18 protein-coding genes are annotated in these 23,082 nt (G+C 68.8%); 12 read left to right on the forward strand and 6 right to left on the reverse strand.

Features of this window, described 5'->3' with window-relative positions:
- The first annotated feature begins 462 nt into the window (after window positions 1-462).
- Complete coding sequence (locus LTT66_RS16030; RefSeq protein ID WP_233068303.1) at window positions 463-1,962, forward strand: serine hydrolase domain-containing protein; 1,500 nt, start codon at window positions 463-465, stop codon at window positions 1,960-1,962.
- A gap of 104 nt (window positions 1,963-2,066) precedes the next feature.
- Window positions 2,067-2,462, forward strand: coding sequence for a sterol carrier family protein (locus tag LTT66_RS16035; RefSeq protein ID WP_408638804.1), 396 nt, complete (start codon window positions 2,067-2,069; stop codon window positions 2,460-2,462).
- A 21-nt stretch (window positions 2,463-2,483) separates the two neighbouring features.
- On the opposite strand, the gene LTT66_RS16040 is transcribed toward LTT66_RS16035, so the two are convergent.
- On the reverse strand, window positions 2,484-3,752 hold the full coding sequence (locus LTT66_RS16040; protein WP_233069281.1) for a YhgE/Pip domain-containing protein: 1,269 nt from the start codon (window positions 3,750-3,752) through the stop codon (window positions 2,484-2,486).
- Between the two features lie 215 nt (window positions 3,753-3,967).
- Here LTT66_RS16040 and purF point away from each other — a divergent pair, with 215 nt between their 5' ends.
- The 4 genes from purF to LTT66_RS16060 all read left to right on the forward strand — a co-directional run bounded on the left by purF (window position 3,968) and on the right by LTT66_RS16060 (window position 9,612).
- Window positions 3,968-5,557, forward strand: a complete 1,590-nt coding sequence (purF, locus tag LTT66_RS16045; RefSeq protein WP_233068305.1) for an amidophosphoribosyltransferase — start codon at window positions 3,968-3,970, stop codon at window positions 5,555-5,557.
- Between the two features lie 265 nt (window positions 5,558-5,822).
- Window positions 5,823-7,436, forward strand: a complete 1,614-nt coding sequence (locus LTT66_RS16050) for an ABC transporter substrate-binding protein (RefSeq protein ID WP_233068307.1) — start codon at window positions 5,823-5,825, stop codon at window positions 7,434-7,436.
- A gap of 119 nt (window positions 7,437-7,555) precedes the next feature.
- A complete protein-coding gene (locus tag LTT66_RS16055) occupies window positions 7,556-8,572 on the forward strand; it encodes an ABC transporter permease (protein ID WP_233069283.1) in 1,017 nt (338 codons plus the stop codon).
- The gene (locus LTT66_RS16060) at window positions 8,572-9,612 is read left to right on the forward strand and encodes an ABC transporter permease (RefSeq protein ID WP_408638805.1); all 1,041 of its coding nucleotides are present in this window, start codon (window positions 8,572-8,574) and stop codon (window positions 9,610-9,612) included. Before LTT66_RS16055 ends, LTT66_RS16060 begins: the two co-directional genes overlap by 1 nt.
- A 38-nt stretch (window positions 9,613-9,650) precedes the next feature.
- Here LTT66_RS16060 and LTT66_RS16065 read toward each other — a convergent pair whose 3' ends face one another.
- The gene (locus tag LTT66_RS16065; protein WP_233062317.1) at window positions 9,651-10,847 is read right to left on the reverse strand and encodes an IS110 family RNA-guided transposase; all 1,197 of its coding nucleotides are present in this window, start codon (window positions 10,845-10,847) and stop codon (window positions 9,651-9,653) included.
- 229 nt (window positions 10,848-11,076) lie between these two features.
- On the opposite strand from LTT66_RS16065, the gene LTT66_RS16070 reads away from it, so the two are divergent.
- Together LTT66_RS16070 and purM are read left to right on the forward strand one after the other, a co-directional pair.
- On the forward strand, window positions 11,077-12,768 hold the full coding sequence (locus LTT66_RS16070; protein WP_233068309.1) for an ABC transporter ATP-binding protein: 1,692 nt from the start codon (window positions 11,077-11,079) through the stop codon (window positions 12,766-12,768).
- A gap of 131 nt (window positions 12,769-12,899) precedes the next feature.
- Window positions 12,900-13,976: a phosphoribosylformylglycinamidine cyclo-ligase gene (gene purM, locus LTT66_RS16075; protein WP_043686520.1), complete on the forward strand. Its 1,077-nt coding sequence runs from the start codon at window positions 12,900-12,902 to the stop codon at window positions 13,974-13,976.
- A 148-nt stretch (window positions 13,977-14,124) separates the two neighbouring features.
- Here purM and LTT66_RS16080 read toward each other — a convergent pair whose 3' ends face one another.
- The 4 genes from LTT66_RS16080 to ygfZ all read right to left on the reverse strand — a co-directional run bounded on the left by LTT66_RS16080 (window position 14,125) and on the right by ygfZ (window position 17,392).
- On the reverse strand, window positions 14,125-14,334 hold the full coding sequence (locus LTT66_RS16080) for a DUF3073 domain-containing protein (protein ID WP_063053670.1): 210 nt from the start codon (window positions 14,332-14,334) through the stop codon (window positions 14,125-14,127).
- Window positions 14,335-14,508: 174 nt separating this feature from the next.
- Complete coding sequence (locus LTT66_RS16085; RefSeq protein WP_233068319.1) at window positions 14,509-15,462, reverse strand: asparaginase; 954 nt, start codon at window positions 15,460-15,462, stop codon at window positions 14,509-14,511.
- A complete protein-coding gene (locus LTT66_RS16090; RefSeq protein WP_233068322.1) occupies window positions 15,459-16,175 on the reverse strand; it encodes an MOSC domain-containing protein in 717 nt (238 codons plus the stop codon). The genes LTT66_RS16085 and LTT66_RS16090 overlap by 4 nt, the downstream gene beginning before the upstream one ends.
- Window positions 16,176-16,276: 101 nt before the next feature.
- On the reverse strand, window positions 16,277-17,392 hold the full coding sequence (gene ygfZ, locus LTT66_RS16095; RefSeq protein ID WP_233068324.1) for a CAF17-like 4Fe-4S cluster assembly/insertion protein YgfZ: 1,116 nt from the start codon (window positions 17,390-17,392) through the stop codon (window positions 16,277-16,279).
- A gap of 182 nt (window positions 17,393-17,574) precedes the next feature.
- Here ygfZ and LTT66_RS16100 point away from each other — a divergent pair, with 182 nt between their 5' ends.
- The 4 genes from LTT66_RS16100 (at window position 17,575) to LTT66_RS16115 (ending at window position 23,009) form a co-directional block, all read left to right on the forward strand.
- Complete coding sequence (locus LTT66_RS16100) at window positions 17,575-18,495, forward strand: aminodeoxychorismate lyase (RefSeq protein ID WP_233068326.1); 921 nt, start codon at window positions 17,575-17,577, stop codon at window positions 18,493-18,495.
- Window positions 18,496-18,688: 193 nt separating this feature from the next.
- Window positions 18,689-20,182, forward strand: coding sequence for a cytochrome ubiquinol oxidase subunit I (locus LTT66_RS16105; protein WP_233068328.1), 1,494 nt, complete (start codon window positions 18,689-18,691; stop codon window positions 20,180-20,182).
- 9 nt (window positions 20,183-20,191) lie between these two features.
- Window positions 20,192-21,223 carry a cytochrome d ubiquinol oxidase subunit II gene (gene cydB / locus LTT66_RS16110; protein ID WP_233068330.1) on the forward strand — a complete coding sequence of 344 codons (1,032 nt, stop codon included), beginning with the start codon at window positions 20,192-20,194 and terminating at the stop codon, window positions 21,221-21,223.
- Between the two features lie 4 nt (window positions 21,224-21,227).
- Window positions 21,228-23,009 (forward strand): ABC transporter ATP-binding protein/permease, encoded by a 1,782-nt coding sequence (locus LTT66_RS16115; RefSeq protein WP_233068339.1) that lies wholly within the window; start codon window positions 21,228-21,230, stop codon window positions 23,007-23,009.
- The last annotated feature ends 73 nt before the right edge of the window (window positions 23,010-23,082 follow it).

Raw genomic sequence — 23,082 nt, forward strand, 5'->3', positions numbered from 1 at the left:
CCTGACCCGTGCTCGCTGAACGATGGCGCGGCTGTGGGCGGCCCGCGGCGTGCGGTGACCGGGAGGTTGCGAACGATTCTCGACTCACCATTGGCCCGAACCGGATCTCGGCAGTTCTCACCCTGAACACGTTGAGGCGCAACCCGGTATGCGATCCCGCCCGCGCCACAGGGTGTGACCAGATCCGGGCGGCGAGAGATTCGAAACAACCGCGACCAGGTCGCGCAGTCGTGCCACCCTCGGCCGCCCTTGCGCAGGTCAGGGGAAGGTTAGGCGACGCACGGGCGGCGGCTGGTGTCGTTCCGGCGCAGCCGATGACGACGCTGCGGGTCATGCACGCACAGCCCGCCTGCCTCGCGTTCATTCGGGGCCCGTCGAGGCGGACGCGCCTCTTCGGAACACGGGCTGACTGCGGCAAACCAGCGGTTGCGCACAACGTTCCCATATGAGTACAGTGTGCGCATGGAAGCGCACACTGTGCGCAAGATTGAGAACGGAAGCGAAGCGATGTCGAACACGATGAACTGGGACGAAACGGGCGCATGGCAGGTGCGGGGAGACTGGGGCAGCACGGATTCGGCCGGGCGCCGGTTCTCCGTGGCGCGCTGGCAGGCGAAGTTGGACAGGCTGCTCGCCGAACACCACGTGCCGGGCGCGGCCCTGGCCGTGCTGGTGGACGGACAGATCTACGAGATCGCCGGCGGCGTCCTGCACCGGGGGACGCGAGTGCCGGTCACCACCGACTCGGTGTTCCTCTGCGGCTCGATCGCCAAGGTGTACACCGCGACGCTGATCATGCGGCTCGTCGACGCGGGCGAGCTCGACCTCGACGCTCCGGTGGTGGACGTGCTGCCGGAGTTCGCCACCCCCGACGAGCGGGCGACGGCGACGATCACCATCAGGCAGCTGCTCAGCCACACCGGCGGTGTCACAAACGATTTCAACCACGACACCGGCCGCGGCGACGACTGCCTCGCCGCATACGTCGAGGCGGCACGGGACGTGGCGCTGGATTGCGCGCCCGGCACGGCGATGTCCTACGGCAGCCTCGGCTATGTGGTGCTCGGTCGCGTCGTGGAAGTGCTCACCGGGAAGACCTGGGACGAAGCGGTGCACGACATGCTCGCGGTCCCGCTCGGGCTCGACCGGCTCGTGACACTGCCCGAGCAGGCGCTGAAATTCCGGGTCGCGATGAGCCACCTCGGGGCGGCTGGCGTCGATCCGGACCCTGCGCCGGAGTGGGATGCGATGCCGCGCAGTGTCGCACCGGCGGCCCGGGTGATCACGTCGGCGGGCGACATGGTCCGCTTCGCCCGCATGCATCTGGATGGTGGGCGCGCCGCGGACGGCGCCGAGGTCCTGTCCGCCGCGTCGGTCGCCGCGATGCAGCGGCGCGAGGTCGACGTCCCGGACAAGTGGACGGTCAGCGCCGACGGCTGGGGTCTGGGTTGGACGCTCTACGACTGGGACGGCGTCAAGGGATTCGGCCACGACGGCGCGGCCATCGGTCAGTACGCGTACCTGCGGGCGGTGCCGGGAGCGGGAGTCGCGGTGGCGCTGCTCACCAACGGCGGCGGCGCCCGCCCGCTCTGCTCGGCCCTGTTCGGCGAACTGCTCGCCGAACTGGCGGACGTCCGGGTGCCGGACGCGTTCGGCCCGGCCGACCCGCCGGTCCCGGTGGACATCGCCCCGTTCGTAGGCACCTACCGGCGCGCGGGCGTGGAGATCACCGTCACCAAGCGGGACGACGGCACCGGCCACATGCTCTACGAGTTCGTCGACGGAATGGCAGGCATGTCACCCGCACTGAGCATGGACCTGACCCCGGTCGGTGCCACCGTGTTCGCCGCCTCCGGCGCGGGCCCGTCCTTCAGCGAGGACTACATGCCCGTCGTCTTCGCCACCCTCGCCGACGGCACCGAGTGCTGCTACGTCGGCATGCGTGCCACACCGAAGGTATGACCTCGGTCCCTCTCCTGGTTGCCCGGTTCTCCGCACCTTTCGAAGGAGGCGAGGTGCCGGGCAGCCGGGCTGAGCGGAACGAGTGGGGAAGTAGGGTCGGGACCGTGGCAGGACGAGGGACGGTCGACCCGGCGCAGATGCGGGCGGCGGTGGCGGTGGTGAGCGAGTGGTTGCGTGACGAGTCGGTCGATGCCCCCGCGCGTCCCGAACTCGCGGCGGCGGTGCGGACGACGGCGCGGTCACTGGCAGCCTCCGCGCCCGGGCATTCGGTCGAGGTCCGGGTGCCGCCGTTCGTCGCGGTGCAGTGCATCGAAGGTCCGCGGCACACCAGGGGAACCCCGCCCAACGTCGTCGAGACCGACGCCCGCACCTGGCTGCTGCTGGCCACCGGCCTGCTCGAGTTCGACGCCGCCCTCGCCTCCGGCGCGGTCAGCGCCTCCGGCACCCGCGCGGCCGAGATCGCCCATTGGCTACCGATCGCCCGGGCAACGACCGACTGACGGCGCGCGCAGACGAACGACTCACACCTGGACGATGTTGCGGCGCTCTAGCCCCTTGCGGTCGTAGAAGCGGGTGATCGCCGCGCCGAAGACCAGCCCGATCGCGAGTCCGAGGACCGCCATCCACACGCCGCGGGTGAGTCCCGCCTCGAACTTCGCGTCGAAGTAGAGGATCGACCGCACACCGAGGAACACCTGGTGCATCGGTTCGAAGGAGGCGAGCCAGCCGAAGTACCGCGGCGTCGCCTCGATCGGCACGGTGCCGCCGGAGGACGGCAAACCCAGGATGACGAACAGGATCAGGTTCACCAGCAGGCCGGCCGAGCCGATCGCCGCCAGCATGGACAGCCCGGTCACGCCGACCGCGGTCAGCGCGAGCGCGCTGTAGAGGTACAGCGCGAGCGGATTGCCGATCGGCATGTCCAGCAGCTTGCCGACGACCAGGAACACCGCGGCGACGACGTTCGCCACCAGCACGAACACGCCCCACTTGATCAGCAGCGTCTTGAACCGCGAGATCGGCGTGGGCGGGTAGTGCACGTACCACGGCCCGTACTCGGTGGGCACGAAGCCGAGCTGCGCATCGATCATCGTGTGGATGACCATCGCGCCGACCACCCCGGCCAACAACAGCAGCAGGGCGTAGAAGAACGCGGTCAGGCCTTGGCCGCTACCGTGCGGCAGTGGGTGGTACTGCTGCTCGACCACCTCGATCGGCGACGTCAGCGCGACCTTGGTCGCGCCGGTCAGCTCGGGTGGGGGCGGGCCGCCGGGGCGCGGGGCGAGCTGCGCGTTCACCTGGTCGAGCAACTGCTTTCCGACTTGCTTGTTCACCTCGGTCAGCGCCTGGTTGCCGACCCGGAGCATGATCTGGGTGCCGAACGCGCCGGTGCGCGGGTTCGTCTGCAGTGTGATGATCGGCCGCTGGATATCGCCCGGTATGACACTGCCCACACCCAGATTGCCGAGCCGCTTGCTGAAATCGCCCGGGATGACGATCGCGCCGTACACCTGTCCGGACTGCATCTGGCGCTCGGACTCGCTGATGCCGAGCACGCGCAGGTCGACCTTGTCCGAGGGCACCCTCGAGGCCAGTGCTTCGGTGATCTGATTGCCGAAATTGACCTGCTGCTTGCTCTCCCCGCTGCCGATGGTGTCGCCGACGTCCTGGTTGACCAGGGCGATCGGGAAATCGTGCAGGTTCTGCTCCGGATCGACGACATAGTCGAGGTACATGATGCCCAGCAGCGCGGTGAGCAGGCTCAGCACCACCAGCGGAAAGAACACCATCCGCGACCATGGCCTGCGCCCCGCGCCCGCTGCCGGCCCGGTTTTGCTCGCGTCGTCCGTAGTCGTCACGGTGCGCACCGTAACAGCTGCGGGCGCCGGAAATAGTCCGGTTCGGTCACCGTGGATTGCTGCCCGGATGCGGCGGCGTGCGAGTGCGCCGCGGCCCACCCGTAGAATGAAATTTGCCCCCAGCCCGCCCGAACAGGGAGCAAACGGTGACCAACGCCGAACTGCCGGTCGACAGCATTTCCGCCACCTCGTGTCCCACCCCGGACGTCGATGAGAACGAGCCGCGCGAGGAGTGCGGAGTGTTCGGAGTCTGGGCGCCGAGTGAAGAAGTGGCGAAGCTCACGTATTACGGGCTCTATGCCTTGCAACACCGTGGGCAGGAGGCGGCGGGCATCGCGGTGTCGGACGGTTCGCAGATCCTCGTCTTCAAGGACCTGGGTCTGGTCAGCCAGGTGTTCGACGAGCAGACGCTGGCGGCCATGCCGGGTCACATCGCCGTCGGTCACTGTCGTTACTCCACCACGGGTGGCGTGACCTGGGAGAACGCCCAGCCCATCTTCCGCACCACCGCCGTCGGTTCCGGACTTGCTCTGGGGCACAACGGCAATCTGGTCAATACCGCCGAATTGGCGGGCCGCGCACGCGAACTCGGCTTGCTCGCCTCCGTTCGCGGCGGGCGCCCGCAGCCCGCCGCGGCCACCTCCGACTCCGACGTGGTCACCGCGCTGCTCGCGCACGCCGCCGCCGATTCCAGCATCGAGCAGGCCGCGATGCAGCTGCTGCCCACTTTGCGGGGCGCGTTCTGCCTGACCTTCATGGACGAGCACACCCTCTACGCCGCGCGCGACCCGCACGGGGTGCGCCCGCTGTGCCTGGGCAGGCTGGAGCGTGGCTGGGTCGTTGCCAGCGAGACCGCCGCGCTGGACATCGTCGGCGCCGCGTTCGTCCGTGAGATCGAACCCGGCGAACTGCTGGCGATCGACGCCGACGGCGTGCGCTCGATGCGCTTCGCCAACCCGGAGCCCAAGGGCTGTGTCTTCGAGTACGTGTACCTGGCCCGGCCGGACAGCACCATCTCCGGGCGGTCGGTGCACGCCACCCGGGTGGAGATCGGCCGTCGCCTGGCGAAGGAGCATCCGGTCGAGGCCGATTTGGTGATCCCGGTGCCCGAGTCCGGCACGCCCGCCGCCGTCGGCTACGCGCAGGGTTCAGGGGTGCCCTACGGCCAGGGCCTGATGAAGAACGCCTACGTAGGGCGCACGTTCATCCAGCCGAGCCAGACCATCCGGCAGCTGGGCATCCGGCTCAAGCTCAATCCGCTGCGCGAGGTCATCCGGGGCAAGCGCCTGATCGTCGTGGACGACTCGATCGTGCGCGGCAATACCCAGCGCGCGCTGATCCGCATGCTGCGCGAGGCGGGCGCGTTGGAGATCCACGTGCGGATCGCCTCGCCGCCGGTGAAGTGGCCGTGCTTCTACGGCATCGACTTCGCCTCACGGGCGGAACTGATCGCCAACGGCGCGGGGACCGAAGGCGACGTCGCCGACATGGTGGAGGGCGTGCGCCGGTCGATCGGCGCCGACACGCTCGGCTACATCTCCTTGGACGGCATGATCGCCGCCACCGAGCAGCCGCGTTCACGGCTGTGCGCCGCGTGCTTCGACGGCGACTACCCGATCCCGCTGCCCACCGAAGCCGCCATCGGGAAGAACGTGCTCGAGGGCATGCTCACCGGCCAGTCCGAGGCAGAGCTGTTGGGTGACAACGCGAATGCGAGCGCGCTGAGCCGTCCGTAACCCTTTCGCGGGTACCGCCATCCGGTGTCGCACACCGTGATCTGGCGTGCTCGAGACATCACAACCGCCAATTCTGGACGTTTGACCGGTTTACCCGGCGTCGGAGGCGTCGCGCATAACACCTGCTGACGACGCCGCGGATTTTCTTCGGAAACGTAACGTGCCGAAAATGCTTCGTAGGTACGGTGCCGATCAGATCGGAAGTTCACCCGTGTCCGCACCGGGCCAGGAGAACGCGGTGCGGCGCTCGAGAAGTGGGGCCGTGATGAGGAATTCGAGGGTTGGCCGACGTGCCGGGACGCGAACCATCGCCACCGTCGGCTTGCTGGCGCTGACGGCGTCGGTGCTGGCGGGCTGCGGTTCCGGACGAACCGGGGAGGGAGGCGACGGAGCCGGACTGGTGGCGGGCACCACCGACAAGATTTTCTCGCTCGATCCGGCGGCCGCTTACGACAACGGGTCGCTGGTCGCCGAGACGCAGATCTACCAATACCTGCTCAACTTCGCGCCGGGTGACGCGACGCCGAAGCCGGATGCGGCGCAGAAGTGCGAATTCACCGCGCCGACGGTGTACACCTGCACGTTGAAGGACGGCCTGAAGTTCGCCAACGGTAACCCGCTCACCGCGACCAGCGTGATGTTCTCCTTCGACCGGATGCTGCGGATCAACGACCCGAACGGCCCCGCGTCCCTGCTCGGCAACCTGGAGAAGACCGATGTGCTGGACGCGCGCACCGTCGCGTTCACGTTGAAGGTGGCCGACGATCAGACCTTCCCCGCGATCCTGCCCACCCAGGCGGGTCCGATCGTCGACGAGAAGGTCTACGCGCCGGACAAGGTGATGCCGGACGAGGACGTGGTGCGGGCCAAGGGCTACTCCGGTCCGTACACCATCGCCGCTTACGACAAGAACAAGCTGGTCGAGTACCAGGCGTTCGCCGACTACAACGGCATCCTCGGCACCCCGAAGACCAAGACCGTGTCGACGAAGTACTACGCCAGCACCGACAACATGAAGCTGGACCTGCAGAACGGGTCGCTCGATGTGGGGTACCGGTCGTTCACGCCCACCGACGTCGAATCGCTGCGCAACGACGGCAGAGTCGCCGTGCACGAGGGCCCCGGTGGCGAACTGCGCTACATCGTGTTCAACCTGAACACCATGCCGGGCGGCACGCCGGAACAGAAACTGGCCGTGCGCAAGGCGGTCGCGTCCACCGTCGACCGGGCCGCGCTGGCCGACAGCGTCTACAAGAAGACGTACCTGCCCGCGTATTCGTCCGTGCCGCAGGGCATGCCGGGCGCGGCGGAGCCGTTCAAGGACATCTACGGAGCTCAGCCGAACAAGGACCAGGCGGCGAAGTTCCTCGCCGACGCGGGGGTGACGACGCCGGTAGAGCTGAAACTCCAGTACAACCCCGATCACTACGGTTCCAGCAGCTCCGAGGAGTACGCGGCGATCAAGTCGCAGCTGGAGGCCACGGGTTTGTTCCGAGTCGACCTGCAATCCACCGAATGGGTGACCTACCAGCGGGAACGAGCGCGCGACGCGTACCCGGTCTACCAATTCGGCTGGTTCCCGGACTTCCCGGACCCGGACAACTACCTCTCGCCGTTCTTCGGTCCGAACAACTTCCTCCAGTCGCACTTCGAGGACCCCGGCATCTCCGCGCAGTTGATCGCCCAAGCGACGCAGCCGGACAAGGACAAGCGGCTCGCGCAGATCAATCAGGTGCAGCGTGACCTCGCGCAGAACTTCCTGCCGATCGTCCCGTTGCTGTCCGGCAAGCAGATCGCGGTCGCGGTCGCGGGCGTACAAGGCGTGCAGCAGACGCTCGATTCGTCGTTCAAGTTCCGCTATACGGTACTGAGCAAGTGAGTTCCGGTGACGCAGCCGGTGCCGGGACGACTACCGCGCCGGAGAACGTGCGCACGCCGGTCCCGGCCCGGCGGTTCGGGCTGCCGCGAAGGGGCGAGGGCGGCGAGGATTCCCGTCACCTGGCGCTGCTGCGCTACCTGGGCGTTCGCCTGCTGCTGATTCCGGTGACCGCGTGGATCCTGGTGACGGTCGTGTTCTTCCTGATGCGTGTGGTCGGCGACCCGATCAGCGCGGCCATGGGCGGGCGCATGACCCAGGAACAGATCGAGGCGCGCAAGGAGGCGGCCGGGCTCAACCGGCCGGTCCTGGCCCAGTATTGGGACTACCTCTCCGGCCTGCTGCACGGGGACCTCGGGCGCTCGCAGGACAACCGGGAGATCAGCGAGGTGGTGCTCACCTACGGCGCGGCTTCGCTGGAGCTGGTGTGCTGGGCGTTGGTCGTCGCGTTCGCGATCGGCGTCCCGCTGGGCAGATACGCCGCGACCCACCGGGATTCGGCCGCCGACACCACGGTGCGGCTGCTGGCCATCCTGTTCTACGCCGCGCCGGTGTTCTTCGTCGGATTGCTGTTGAAGCTGGTTTTCGCCGTGCGACTGGGCTGGCTGCCGGTCGCGGGACGGGCGAGCACCAACGTGGAACTGCAATTGCAGCACGTCTCGCCGAAGACGAACATCATGGTGATCGACGCGATCCTCTACGGCGACACCGGATATCTGCTCGATGTGCTGAAACACGCGGTGCTCCCGGCGATCGCGCTCGGCTTGCTCACCGCGGGCATCTTCCTGCGGCTGGTGCGGATCAACTTGATCCAGACCCTCCGCGCCGACTACGTGGACGCGGCACGGGCGCGCGGCCTGTCCCGGCGCGTGGTGACCGGGCGGCATGCCTTCCGCAACGCGATGATCCCGATCGTCACGGTGATGGGCATGCAGATCGCCATGATGCTCGGCGCCTCGGTGCTCACCGAGACCACATTCGAGTGGAAGGGCCTCGGCTACCAGTTCGCGCAGTACCTCTCGGCCCGCGACTTCATCGCCGTGCAGGGCATCGTCGCGTTCATCGCGCTCATCGTGGCGGTGCTGAGTTTCGTGGTGGACGTACTGGTGGCGCTGATCGATCCGAGGGTGAGGTTTTGATGACCGCTCCGGAAGTGCTGAACGAACCGCTGATCACGCCACCGGCGGCACGCCGGGGTGTGCCCGGCCTGCGGCTGTTCGCCATGACCGCGGGCTTGCAGCGCGCGACGCTGATCCTCGGGCTCGGCCTGGTCGGCGTCTTCGTGGTCGCCGCCGTCTTCGCCCCGTTCATCGCGCCGTACGGATTCGCCCAGAGCGCCGCCGACGGAGTCGATTTCGCCCGGCAGCAGGCGCCGTCGGCCGAGCACTGGTTCGGCACCTCGGTGCGCGGGGAGGACGTGTTCTCCCGGGTGATCTACGGTGCGCGGACGGCACTGTGGGTGATCGCGATCTCGCTGGTGCTCTCGCTGCTGATCGGGGTGCCGCTCGGGCTGCTGTCCGGCTATCTGGGCCGGTGGCCGGACCGATTGCTCGTGCTGTTCATGGACGCGATGTACGCCTTTCCGACGCTGCTGCTGGCGATCGTGGTGTCCATCGTGGTCGCTGGCGGGCGCTCGACCAGTCTGGGCGGTGTGCTGTCCGCGGCGGTCGCCATCACGGCGGTGTTCGTGCCGCAGTACTTCCGGGTGGTGCGCAACGCGACCGTCGCGGTGAAGCAGGAGCCGTACGTGGACGCCGCCCGGGTGACCGGCGCGTCCACTGCGCGGATCCTGTTCCGGCACATCCTGGCCAACGTCACCCAATCGCTGCCGGTGATCGTGACGCTCAACGGGTCGGAGGCCATCCTCACCCTGGCCGGCCTCGGGTTCCTCGGTTTCGGCATCGAACCGACCCAGGCCGCGGAGTGGGGCTTCGACCTGAACAAAGCGCTGTCGGACGTCTCCAACGGCATCTGGTGGACCGGCGTGTTCCCCGGCGTCGCCATCGTGCTCGTGGTGCTCGGCATGACCCTGGTCGGCGAGAGCCTCAACGAGGTGCTCAACCCGATCCTGCGCACCCGCCGTGCGGCAACGATCGCGGCGACTGCCGTTACCGAAGTCCGTCCCGGCGACCAGGACGCCGTGGTCGCCGACCGGAAGGACACAACCGATTCTCAATGACGATGTCAACTCTTCAAGATCATGTGGGCACTGGGATGTCACGCGGCGGTAGCGGCCGGAGTGGGTGGCACTGCCGTGTAGCAGCGGTTGTCTCGCAGCATCGCCCACAAGACGTTGACTCGTCGGCGTGCGAGAGCGAGGACGGCCTGGTTGTGTCGCTTACCCTCGGACCTCTTGCGGTCGTAGAAGTTCCGCGACGGCTCATGGCGCTGGACGCTGATCAGCGCGGATGTGTAGAAGACATGTTGCAGGCCGCGATGGTATCGGCGTGGACGGTGCAGGTTGCCTGCGATGCGGCCGGAGTCTCGCGGCACCGGTGCGACGCCGCCGTAGCCGGCCATGTGGTCGCAGGAGGCGAAGGCGTTCATGTCGCCGCCGGTCGCGGCCAGGAATTCGGCTCCGAGCACGGGCCCGATGCCGGGCATGCTCAGCAGGACCTCGGCGCTACGGTGGCGGTGAAATCGGCCCTCGATGAGCTTGCCGACGTGTTTGAGCTGCTCATCGAGGGCGATCACCCCCTTCGCCATCTCGGCGATCAGCTCGGCGGCCAGCCGTTGGCCGGGAAGGGTGGTGTGCTGGCTCGAGGCAGCGGTGACAGCCTTCATCGCCAGTGCGGCGGCACCTTTGACTTTCTGCGAGCGCAGCCATGCTTCGACCTCGCCGACACCGGCTTGGCGCAGCGTCTCGGGGATCTGGTAGCCGGTGAGCAGCACCAGCGGTCCTTGGTTGGTCAGATCGAGCACTCGCTCGAGTGCGGGGCTGAGGCTGAGCAACTGCTGGTGCAGCCGGTTGACCAGCCGTGTGCGGTCACCGGCGAGGTCACGGCGGCGGGCGATGAGCATCCGCAGTTCCACGATGAGTTCGTCATCGATGCGCATCGGTGCCAGATCGCGGCGGATGCGGACCTGGTCGGCGATGATGGCAGCGTCTTTTGCGTCGGTTTTCCCCGCGCCGCGGTAGCCATCGGCGGCCCGGTTGACCTGGGCGCCAGTGATATAGAAAACCGTCTGGTCGTGGGCTGTGAGCAGGGCCAGCAGCAGTGCCGATTCGCCTGTGACGATATCAACGGCCCAGTCCACCCGGTCGGCCAGGCCAGCCACCTGGCCGACCAGCTCCAGCAAAGCCTGTTCGTCGTTGCGGACTCGCCGCGACAGCAGCCGGTTGCCGTCGGTATCGATCACCACCGCGTGATGGTGTTGCTTGCCGATGTCGACTCCGGCCCACACACGTTCCAACGTCGTCTCCCTCGTTCACCGAAACTATTGCACCGCAGACGACCTCGCTGTCCTATCCCTACTGAGCGACTGGTTCGCAATTCTCAATCAGCAGCCGGGTCGTCGCGGGGTGCCGGGCGGCCAATCGGCGCAAGCCACATCCACTGCAGATGCCTGAGAGCCATACCCGGCACCCCTCGGCAACCAGGACCCTACGACTGGCCCGAGTCACCCACGAAAGAAGGTAGGGATGTCTGAGCCGATCGCGACAGATCGTCCCCGCCCCGCCCTGTCCATCGAATCGCTGTCGGTCACCTTCGCCACCGACGCGGGGCCGGTGCACGCGGTCACCGACGTCTCCTACGAGGTCTATCCCGGGGAGGTGCTGGCCATCGTCGGGGAATCCGGCTCGGGCAAGTCGGTGAGTTCGCGCACGGCGATGGGATTGCTGCCGGCGACCGCGACGGTGCGCGGTCTGGTCACCCTGGGCACCGAGCAGGTCACCGCGATGAGCGAGAAGCAGCTCACCGCGCTGCGCGGCGGCGCGATCTCGATGGTGTTCCAGGAACCCGGTCTGGCGCTGGACCCGCTGTTCACCGTCGGCTTCCAGATCGGCGAGGCGCTGCGGGCGCACACGAAGCTCAGCAAGAAGGCCGCGAAGGCCCGCGCGGTGGAATTGTTGCGCTTGGTCGGGCTGCCCGAACCGGAGCACCGGGTGGACTACTACCCGCACCAGCTCTCCGGCGGGCAGAAGCAGCGCGTGGTGATCGCCATCGCCATCGCCTGCGAGCCGAAGGTGATCATCGCCGACGAGCCGACCACGGCGCTGGACGTCACCGTGCAGGCCGAGATCCTCGCCCTGCTGCGGGACCTGCGCGACCGCACCGGCACCGCGATCGTGCTGATCACCCACAACATGGGCGTGGTCGCCGATATCGCCGACCGCGTGGTGGTGATGCGGGATGGCGCGGTGGTCGAGCAGGCGCCGGTGGACGAGCTGTTCGCGCGGCCCAGCGCGGACTACACCCGTGCCCTGCTGGCCGCGGTGCCGCATCTGGGCGCCGAGCAGCTCGAGCACGGCCCGTCCGACAGTGCCCGCACCGAGGGCGATCCGGTGCTGGAGGTCCTTGACCTGGTGGTCGAATTCCCCGGCCCGTTCGGCCGTCCGCGGTTCCGCGCGGTGGACGGGGTGAGCCTGCGCATCGGGCACGGCGAGACCCTCGGTCTGGTCGGCGAGTCCGGATCGGGCAAGTCCACCATCGGCCGCTGCGTCGCGGCGCTGCAACGGCCGACCTCGGGGGTGGTGCGCGTGCGTGGCCAGGACATCGCTGGTCTGTCCCCGCGCAAACTGCGGCCCATCCGGCGGCGCTTCGGCTTCGTCTTCCAGGACCCGGCCAGTTCGCTGAACCCCCGGCTCACCGTGGGCGAGTGCGTGGCCGAACCGCTCATCGTGCACAAGGCCGGAAGTGCCGCGCAGATCCGCGCCAGAGTGCGCCGACTGCTCGACGACGTGCGTTTGCCCGCGGGGGCCGAACGCCGGTACCCGCACGAGCTGTCCGGCGGGCAGCGTCAGCGCGCCAGCCTGGCCCGCGCCCTGGTGCTCGACCCGGACCTGCTGGTCGCCGACGAGCCGACCAGCGCGCTGGACGTCTCGGTGCAGGCGGCGGTGCTGGAGCTGTTCGGTCAGCTACAGCGCGAATGCGGCTGGGCGTGCCTGTTCATCAGCCACGACTTGGCGGTGGTCGACCAGCTCGCCGACCGGATCATGGTGCTGCGTGACGGTGCGGTGGTCGAACAGGGTGATCGTCATCGCATCCTGCGCGCGCCGCGGGAGGAGTACACGCGGCGCCTGGTCGCGGCGGTGCCGGTGCCCGACCCGGTGCGGCAGCGCCACCGCCGGGCCCGGACGGCCGGGTTGTTCGACGGGAACGAGATGGACTGATGGTCCCCCTGTACGGCTCCCGCTGCCCTATTGTCAAGAGGGCGAGCCAACACCGGTGCGGGGTCGTTATCCGGCTCCGGTAGCGTGAGCAGGCATCTATCCGCCGATTCGGTTTGGAGCTTTCCCCGAAGATGACTGAACAGACCCCCAGTGGTGGTGCCTCGTACGCCGCGGCAGGCGTGGACATCGAGGCAGGTGACCGCGCAGTCGAGTTGTTCGGGCCATTGGCGAAGAAGGCGACCCGGCCCGAGGTTCAAGGCGGCCTCGGCGGTTTCGCCGGGCTGTTCGCGTTGAAGGGTGGCTACCGGGAACCGCTGCTGGCGGCCTCCACCGACGGCGTCGGCACCAAGATCGCGGTGGCGCAGGCGATGGACAAGCACGACACCGTCGGCCTCGACCTGGTCGCCATGGTGGTGGACGATCTCGTGGTCTGCGGCGCGGAGCCGCTGTTCCTGCAGGACTACATCGCCATCGGCAAGGTCGTGCCGGAGAAGGTCGCCGAACTGGTCTCCGGTATCGCGGAGGGCTGTGTGCGCGCAGGTTGCGCGCTGCTCGGCGGCGAGACCGCCGAGCATCCCGGACTGATGGACCCCGACGACTACGACCTGTCCGCGACCGGCATCGGCGTGGTCGAGGCAGACGCGGTGCTCGGTCCCGACCGGGTTCGTCCCGGCGACGTGGTGATCGCCATGGGGTCCTCCGGTCTGCACTCCAACGGCTACAGCCTGGCCCGCAAGGTGCTGCTCGACATCGACCGCATGTCGCTCACCGGCCACGTCGAGGAATTCGGCCGCACCCTGGGCGAGGAACTGCTCGAGCCGACCCGGATCTACGCCAAGGACTGCCTGGCGCTGATCGCCGAGACCGACGTGCGCACCTTCGCCCACGTCACCGGCGGTGGCCTGGCGGCGAACCTGGCCCGGGTGCTGCCCGCGGGCATGGTGGCCGAGCTGGATCGCGGCACCTGGAATCCGGCGCCGGTGTTCAAGATGATCGCTCAGCGCGGCCGGGTGGAGCGGGTCGAGATGGAGAAGACGTTCAATATGGGCGTCGGCATGGTCGCCGTCGTCGCTCCGGAGGACGTGGACCGGGCGCTGGCGGTGCTGACCGCGCGGCACATCGAGTGCTGGACGCTGGGCACGGTCAAGAAGGCCAAGGACGCCGACGCCGTGCGCGCCGTCCTGGTCGGTGACCATCCGCGGTTCTGACCGCGGCGAAGACACGTCAGAGTCCCGCATCCTCGTTCGATGCGGGACTCTGTTGTGTTGCAAGCCTTTTCGGCGCCTGTGACGTCAACCCGCGACAACGCTCGAAGGGGGAGGCCCGTCGGCCTCCCCCTTCAGACGTGAATCCGAGTCAGCGGCGCCAGTCGTCGTAGTCGTCCTCGTCCCATCGGGACAAGGAGTCGTCCGCGTCGTGCTCATCGGACAGCACACCACCACTCCGCTGGGAGTTGGGGCTTCCCGAAAGCTCGCGCTGAAGGCTCGCGAAGTCGGTCGGCGTCGAGCTGTACTTCAGCTCGCGTGCGACCTTGGTCTGCTTTGCCTTAGCCCGGCCACGGCCCATGGCTGACCCCCTCGCGTCACAGCGGGGCGGCCTGGGGTTTGGTGGCGGCCCCGTTCGAATTAATACTCTTCCTGACAGACACTTTAGCGTGTGTCCGGCGGTCTCGCTTCCAGGAGTGGGTGAAGAACTCCGGAACTGGGCCGTTTGCCCGCTTGTCGCCCCGGCGTGGAATAGCTAGACGACCCCGGGTATCGCGCGAATCACACCGACTCGAGCGCCGCCGCCGAGCACCGCGGGGGCCGCCAGCTCCGCGTGCGCATCGGTCCACTCGATGCCCATCCGATGCAGAATCGCCAGCGTCAGTGGCATTCGCGCACGATCGTGGCCGTCATCGATCTTGTACGCGAAAGCCGATCCGTCCGGCAGGGCGCCGGCGTGCACGCCGTCCGCGCCGATCTTGCACACCAGGCCGGGGGTGGCCCGCATGACGAGCAGATCGGGGGCGTTGGTGCCGGAAATCACTCGCGGATGGGCGCGGATCGCGTCGGCGACCCGGCGTTCGGGGGAGCCGGGCGCGGCCGTCGCCATCGTCGAGAACACCCGCGCGAGATTGATCAACGAGACCGGGATGATCGGCAGTCCACAGCCGTCGATGCCGAGATCGGCTTCCGGCTCACCGGTCAGGTCGGCCACCGTGGCGATCACCGCACGCTGCAGCGGATGCGCCTGGTCTCGGTAGCCCTCGGTGGGCCAGCCGTTGACCGCGCAGGTCGCGAGCATCGCCGCGTGCTTGCCCGAGCAGTTCATGTAGAGCGGGTGTGGCGGCTGTCCGTCCGCGAGCAGAGCGGCGCGGGCGCGCTCGTCGTAGGGAAGATCGGCCGGGCACGCGAGGGCCGTGTCGGCGAACCCGAAGCGCTCCAGCAACCTGCGCACCAGGGCGATGTGGTCCGGTTCGCCGTAGTGCGAGGCGGTGGTGACGGCCAGTTCGGCATCGTCGAGGGGCTCGAAACCGTTGCGCAGCAGAGTGATCGCCTGCATCGGCTTGTTCGTCGAGCGCGGGAAGATCGGCAGGTGCACTTCACCGAGCTCGCGGGTGGGCTCGCCCGCGGCGTCGAGCACCACCACCGAGCCGCGGTGCACGCATTCGCGAAAGCCCGAGCGGACGACTTCGACCAGTTCCACACTCACAGCCGCGCTCCCGTGCCGAGGTCGTCGGCGGCTGCCGACGTGTCCCGGTCCGCGGCGGCGCGCGCCGCGTTGGCATGTCGGCGTGCGTGCCGTTCGACCTGCATGCGCACGTCGTCGGAAATGGTCGGCTCGTCGGCGAGCAGGATGGCCAGCAGGTCGAGATCGGTGCCGGTGAACACGTCGCGAACGGTGACGCCGTGCTCGGGGACGTGCACCACCGAGATCCGGTCGCCCGCCCCGATCGTTCCCTCGGTGAGCACCCGCAGGTAGGTGCCGGTGTCGCTGCGCGATGCGAACCGCTTCACCCACTGGCGCTCACCGCTCCAGTGCTGAAACGTCGCGCACGGCACGCGCGGTGCGCTGACCTCGAGCAAGGTGTCGCCGATCGACCAGCGCGCGCCGATCACCGAGTCGCTGACCGGAAGCCCACTGACACGCAGGTTTTCGCCGAACCACCCGGCGGGCAGTTCGCGGCCGAGTTCCGTGCCCCAGCGGCGGGCGTCCTCGTCGGCGTAGACATAGACGGCCTGGTGCACGCCACCGTGGTGCTTGGTGTCGCAGACGTGGTCGCCGGCCAAACCGAGTGCGCGCACCGCGACCCGCCCCGCTACCGGCCTCTTGTCGATGGCGGTGCGGCCGACCCGCCCCGGCATCTCGAGGTCGGCGTGCACGACGCAGGTGGCGAGGACCTCGCCGGAATCACCGACGCGCATGGGCAGCGCTCCTCTCGTCACGAATGGGGAGCTCGGCGCTGAGCAAGGGCAGGGATCTCGGCTCCGGAACGTCCCATGCCGGATGGTGGTTCGTCAACCGGTCAGCGCCCGCGCAGCCGGTCGACCGCGATCCGGCCTGCCTGCGGCTCGTCGTCGGCGGGCACCGAGCCGGGATCGATGGACGCCGCGACCGAGCCCGCGGCCAGTGCGGTGTCGGCCGGAACGGCGCGCTTGACCAGGGCGAGGGCGATCGGGCCGAGTTCGTAGTGGTCCACGACCGTGCCGAGCCTGCCCACCGTGCGACCGCCCGCGGTGACGTCGTCGCCGGTGGCGGGGCGCTCGTCCGCCGAGCCGTCCAGGTGCAGCAACACCAGGTGCCGCGGCGGCTTGCCGAGGTTGTGCACCCTGGCCACGGTCTCCTGGCCGCGATAGCAACCCTTGTCCAGGTGCACCGCCCCGTGTTCGCTCACGCCGCCGATCCAGCGGGCCTCGTGCGGGATGGTCCGCTCGTCGGTGTCCAGACCGATCCGCGGGCGGACGGCCGCCACGCGCAGCGCCTCGAACGCCCACATCCCGGCGGGCACGGCGCCCGCCGCGGTGAGCCGGGTCCACAGATCGGTCAGCTGATCGCGGGGGATGACCAGGTCGAAGGAGTCGGCCGTCGGCCACGGCATCCGGCGCAGGAAACCGCCGCCGGGCAGCGGCGCCGCCTCGTACACGCCGGGCAGGGCAGTGATGCCGAGGGTTTCGGTCAGGCCGGCGACGCCCGATCCCAGCAGGCTCAGCACCGCGTGATCGTCGGCGCCGACCGGCTTGGCGTCGGCCCAGAAGACCATCTTCTGCAGGAACGCCAGCAGGTCGGGTCCGCGCTCGGCCTCGGTGTCGATCCAGACGGTGCCGTCGAGTTCGGTGAGCACGAAGTGCTGCTGCACCCGGCCGTTCAGATCGAGGTCGAGGTTCTCCGCGGACTGCCCGTCGCCGAGAGCGGCGACGTGCTGACTGGAGATGGTGTGCAACCAGGTGAGCCGCTCCGCGCCGGTGATGCGCAGGACGAAGCGATGCGAACGGTCGACGATCGCGGCGCGGTCCACCGCGGCGCGCTGTTCACCGAACGGATCGCCGTAATGCCAGGCGACGGCGGCGTCTGGTGAGCCAGCCGCTCCCGCGACGGCTCCCGACACACTGAGCAGGGGGCTGGGCGCTACGACCACGGACACCTCTCCCACTCTAGGCGGGGCCGCCGCGCGGTGCGCGAACCGGGCTGCCACGCCCGAGTCCGGCATAGCGGATCGGCATTGCGCGAGCATTACGACCGGCGCTGCGGGGAACCTTGACAAAAGGTCTTGCGAAAGCGGCCGTGACGTAGGCATTGTCCGCTCCTACCGCCTACGCTCGTCGCATGGTGGATCGAGTTCTGGTAACTCTCGATGGCGCGGTGCGGGATGCGGATGCGCCGTTGTTGTTTGCGGACGATATCGGCGTATTACGTGGCGACGGAGTTTTCGAGACGGTGCTCGTGCGCGCGGGAGTCGCGTGCGCGATCGAATTTCATCTAGGCAGACTGCGCCGCTCCGCGCAGGCGCTCGATCTACCCGAGCCGGAGCTGGGCAAATGGCGCGAGGCGGTGGAGACCGCCGCCAAGGAGTGGGGCAGCGACCGCGAAGGGGTGCTGCGGCTGGTGCTGACCCGCGGCCGCGACTCCGAGCTGGCCGGCACGCCCGACAAGGTCAAGACCGGCGATCTCGCCGCCGCCGTGCCGGTGCCGACCGCCTTCGTGCTGGTGGCGCCGGTACCCGAGCGCGTAGCGAAGGCCCGCACCGAAGGCGTGGCCGTGGTGACCCTGTCGCGCGGCATCTCGATCGACCTCGCGCAGGCCGCGCCGTGGCAGTTGCTCGGCGCCAAGACGCTGTCCTACGCCACCAACATGGCCGCCCTGCGGTTCGCGGCGCGGATGGGCGCGGACGACGTGATCTTCACCAGCACGGAGAACCGGGTGCTGGAAGGCCCGCGGTCCAGCGTGGTGATCGCGCGCGACAAGCAGTTGATCACCCCGCCCGCGAAGAACGGGGTGCTGCCCGGCGTCACCCAGCGCGCGCTGTTCGCCGAGGCGGAGAAGGCGGGCTGGCAGTGCCGCTACGAGTCGCTGTTCACCGCCGACCTGCTCACCTGCGACAGCATCTGGATGCTGTCGAGCGTCTCGCTGGCGGCGCGGGTCAATTCGCTGGACGGGCTGCGGATGTCGGCGCCGGACAACGCCGCGGAGATCATCGAGTTGGTCGATCGCGGCATCGAGCGCGCAGGCGCCATCGGCGACTGGTGAGGCGGCGGTGACCTGTCGCTGATCGGTGCCGCCCGTGATCTCCGTCCTATTCGGCGGGGAGCCCGGTGGCTATGAGCACGGGAAACCGGCGAAACGGCCGGTAAAGCGCCTGGCCAGTGGCCCAGGACGCATTGCCGCGAGCCGTCTCCGACGTACTCTTACTACGACACGTCGTAGATAACAGGAGGTCGGCTTGAACGCCTTGGACATCTCCCGATGGCAGTTCGGCATCACGACGGTGTATCACTTCCTTCTGGTGCCGCTGACCATCGGCCTCGCGCCGCTGGTTGCGGCCATGCAGACGGCATGGGTCGTCACCGGCAAGCAGCACTGGCTGCGGCTGACCAAGTTCTTCGGCAAGCTGTTCCTGATCAACTTCGCGCTCGGCGTGGCGACCGGCATCGTGCAGGAGTTCCAGTTCGGCATGAACTGGAGCGAGTACTCCCGGTTCGTCGGTGACGTCTTCGGTGCCCCGCTCGCGCTGGAAGGACTGATCGCCTTCTTCATGGAGTCGACCTTCCTCGGACTGTGGATCTTCGGCTGGACCCGATTGCCGAAACTGCTGCATCTGGGCGCGATCTGGATGGTCGCGATCGGCGTGAACGCCTCGGCGTACTTCATCGTCGCGGCCAACTCGTTCATGCAGCATCCGGTCGGCGCCCGCTACAACCCGGAAACCGGTCGCGCGGAGCTGGAGAGCATCGTGGAGGTGCTCACCAACAACACATTGCTGGCGGCCTTCCCGCACGTGGTGGCCGGGTCCTTCCTCACGGCAGGCACATTCGTCGCAGGCATCGCGGGTTGGTGGATGGTGCGCAACGCCCGCAGCGGCGACGAGGTGAAACTCGCCGAGGCGCGGGCGATGTGGCGGCCCGCCGCGCGGGCGGGCATCGTCGTGATGATCGTGTCGCTGGCCGGGCTGGTCTACACCGGTGACGTGCAGGGCAAGCTGATGTTCGAGCAGCAGCCGATGAAGATGGCATCGGCGGAATCGCTGTGCCACACCGCGCTCGACCCGGATTTCTCCGTGCTCACCGTCGGCACGCACAACAACTGCGACAGCGTGACGCACGTGCTCGAGGTGCCCTACGTGCTGCCCTGGCTGGCCGAGGGCCAGTTCACCGGTGTGACGCTGGACGGCGTCGTCGACCTGCAGAAGGCTTACAACGAGAAGTTCGGCGTCGGTGACTACCGGCCGAACCTGTTCGTCACCTACTGGTCGTTCCGCGCCATGATCGGCCTGTCGGCGGGTTCGGCGCTACTGGCGCTGGCCGGGCTGTGGCTGACCCGCCGCGGCCGGGTACCGGATCAGCCCTGGTTCTCGTGGCTGAGCCTGCTGGTCATCCCGACACCGTTCCTGGCCAACAGCGCCGGATGGGTGTTCACCGAGATGGGTCGGCAGCCCTGGGTCGTCGTGCCCAATCCCACCGGCGACCCGAACCTGCGCCTCACCGTCCAGCAGGGCGTGTCGAACCACTCGCCGGGCGTGGTGCTGTTCTCGCTGATCATCTTCACGTTGCTGTACGGCGCGCTCGCGATCGTGTGGTTCTACCTGATGCGCCGGTACGTGATCCACGGCCCCGATCCGGCGGCACCCGCGGCGAGCGAGCCGCACGACACGGACGCGGCCTCGGGCGGGCGCCGCGCCGGAGAACCCGCCGTCGAACAACTTTCGTTCGCCTACTAGGAGCCGGCGATGAGTCTGCAAGAAATCTGGTTCGTCTCGATCGGCGTGCTGTTCACCGGCTACTTCGTGCTGGAGGGCTTCGACTTCGGCGTCGGCATGCTCATGCCGATCCTCGGCAAGAGGTCCGACGCGCGCAGGCGCGCGGTGCTCAACACGATCGGGCCGGTGTGGGACGCCAACGAGGTCTGGCTGATCACGGCGGGCGCCGCGATGTTCGCCGCGTTCCCGGAGTGGTACGCCAGCTTGTTCTCCGGTTTCTATCTGGCGTTGCTGCTGGTGCTCGTCGCGCTCATCCTGCGGATCTGCGCCATCGAGTACCGCGGCAAGATCGACGACCCGCGCTGGCGGGCCCGCTGCGACATCGGCATCGGCATCGGTTCCTGGGTTCCGGCGCTGGCTTGGGGCTGGGTGTTCGCCAATGTGGTGCACGGGGTTCCGCTGAACGAGAAGAAGCAGTTCGCGGGCTCGGTGGCGGATCTGTTCGGCCCCTACGCAGTGCTCGGCGGGCTGGCGACCGGACTGCTGTTCGCGCTGCACGGGGCGATGTTCCTGGTGCTCAAGACCGGGGGCGAGGTGCGCGACGACGCCCGGCGCACCGCCCGGCTGCTGCTGGTCCCGACCGTGCTCGTGGTCGGCGGATTCGGATTGTGGACCCAGCTGTCCTACGGGACCGGCTGGACCTGGTTCCCGCTGGCACTGGCCGTGGCCGGGCTCGTCGTCGCGACGGCGGCCGATTTCGCGCACCGCGACGGGTGGGCGTTCACCGGCACCACGCTGACCGTCGCGGCGGCCACCGCGCTGCTGTTCGGGTCGCTGTTCCCCAACGTGCTTCCCTCGACCATCGATGCGGCCTTCGACCTCACCATCCACAACGCGTCCTCGACGCCGTACACGCTGAAGGTGATGAGCTGGGCCGCGGCGCTGGTCACGCCGGTTGTGCTGGTGTACCAGGGCTGGACGTACTGGGTGTTCCGCAAGCGGATCACCGTCGAGCAGATTCCGGCCCCGGTCGGGCTGCCGCTGCGGCGCGGGCAGGATTGATGCCATGGCCCGTCCGCCGATCGATCCGCGCCTGTGGCGGTACGCCCGCTCGGCGCGCGGCTACCTCGCGCTGAGCGTCGCGCTGTCGCTGGTCGTCACGGCCGCGATCGTGGTGGCGGCGGTGATGATCGGACGGGTGCTGGCCGGGGTGGTCACCGACCCGGCTCTGCGGACCCTCGGCGCGTGGACGGTCGAACTGGTCGTGCTCGCGCTCGCGATCGGGAGCCGGGTGCTCGCCACCTGGTCGCAGTCCCGGCTGGCCCACCGGGCGGGCGCGAGCGTGGTGGCGGAACTGGAGAGCGCGGCGCTCAGTGCGGGCGCGCGGCTGTCCCCCCGCGAACTGGACACGCGCCGAACGGAGTTGGCGGTGGTCGTCGGCACGGGATTGTCGGGGCTGCGCGGCTATCTCGTGGGCTACGTGCCCGCACTGCTGCTGGCGGTGCTGGTGCCGCCGATCGTGCTCGCCGTCATCGCGGCGCACGATCTCACCTCCGGCGTGATCGTGGTGATCACGTTGCCGCTCATCCCGATCTTCATGATCCTCATCGGTCTGCTGACCCAAGGGCGCGCCGAGGCCACGCTCGCGGCCACCACCCGGCTGTCGGACCAGTTGCTCGACCTGTTCGCGGGCATGCCGACGCTGCGCGCGCTCGGACGGGAGACGGGCGTCGCGGAACCGGAAACCCCGTCACGGGGCGGTGGCGCCGGGCACGCGCGCACCCTGCAGCACCGCGTGCGCGATCTCGGTGACGCGCTGCGGCAGCGCACCATGCGCGCTCTCCGCATGGCCTTCCTGTCCTCGATGGTGTTGGAGATGCTCGCCACGCTGAGCGTGGCCCTGATCGCGGTGTCCATTGGGCTGCGGTTGGTGTTCGGCGAGATGAGCCTCTACGCGGGCTTGGTGGCGCTGGTGCTCGCGCCCGAGGTGTACTTGCCGCTGCGCATGGTCGGTGAACGGTTCCATGCCGCTCAGGACGGTATGGCAGCCGCGGACAAGGCGTTCGCGGTGCTCGAGTCCACGCCGGGCGAGCAGACGGGGGCCGGCTTGGACGAGTCGTCGCGTCCCGCACCGGTGCGCCGCGACCTCGCCGCGTCCGGAACGGTCGAAGTGCGCGGGCTCTCGGTTCGGGCGCGCGACGGGTTCGCGCCCGCGGATCTGTCGGCGACCTTGCGGCCCGGCTCCCTCACAGTGCTCGCCGGTCCCAATGGAAGCGGCAAATCGACCGCGGTGCAGGCGATCCTGGGTTTGATCACGCCCGACCGAGGCGCCGTGACCGTCGACGGTGTCGACGTCCGTGAACTGGACCCGGACCGATGGTGGGCGCGCGTGGCCTGGCTACCGCAGCGACCGGTGCTGGTGCCGGGCACGTTGCGGGACAACCTCGAACTGCTCGGTGCGCGAACGGTGGACCACGCCGCTCGCGGCCCGGTCCGCGTCGTCGACGATCTCGAAGCCGCGTGCCTGGCCACGGGATTCGACGCCGTACTCGATGATCTGCCCGAGCGCTGGGACACCGTGGTCGGCCCAGGCGGCATCGGCCTGTCGCTCGGCCAGCGCCAACGCCTCGCGCTGACCAGAGTGCTGGCCGCCGACCGTCCGATCCTGCTGCTCGACGAGCCGACCGCACACCTCGACGCCGCCGCCGAGGCCACCGTGCTGGCCGCCCTCCAGGCCCGCGCTCGCGCGGGCGCGACCATCGTCGTCATCGGCCATCGCCCCACCGTCCTGGCCGCCGCCGACCATGTCGTCCAGGTCCGCGCCGACCGAGCGGAGGTCCTGCGGTGAGCGCGGGGACATGCGGACGACCCGTTCGCACGACCCTGTCCGGAGCGAGCGACCGCAGTCGGTGGTCGACGGC

This window comes from Nocardia gipuzkoensis (assembly GCF_021183645.1).
GTDB classification, from domain to species: domain Bacteria; phylum Actinomycetota; class Actinomycetes; order Mycobacteriales; family Mycobacteriaceae; genus Nocardia; species Nocardia abscessus.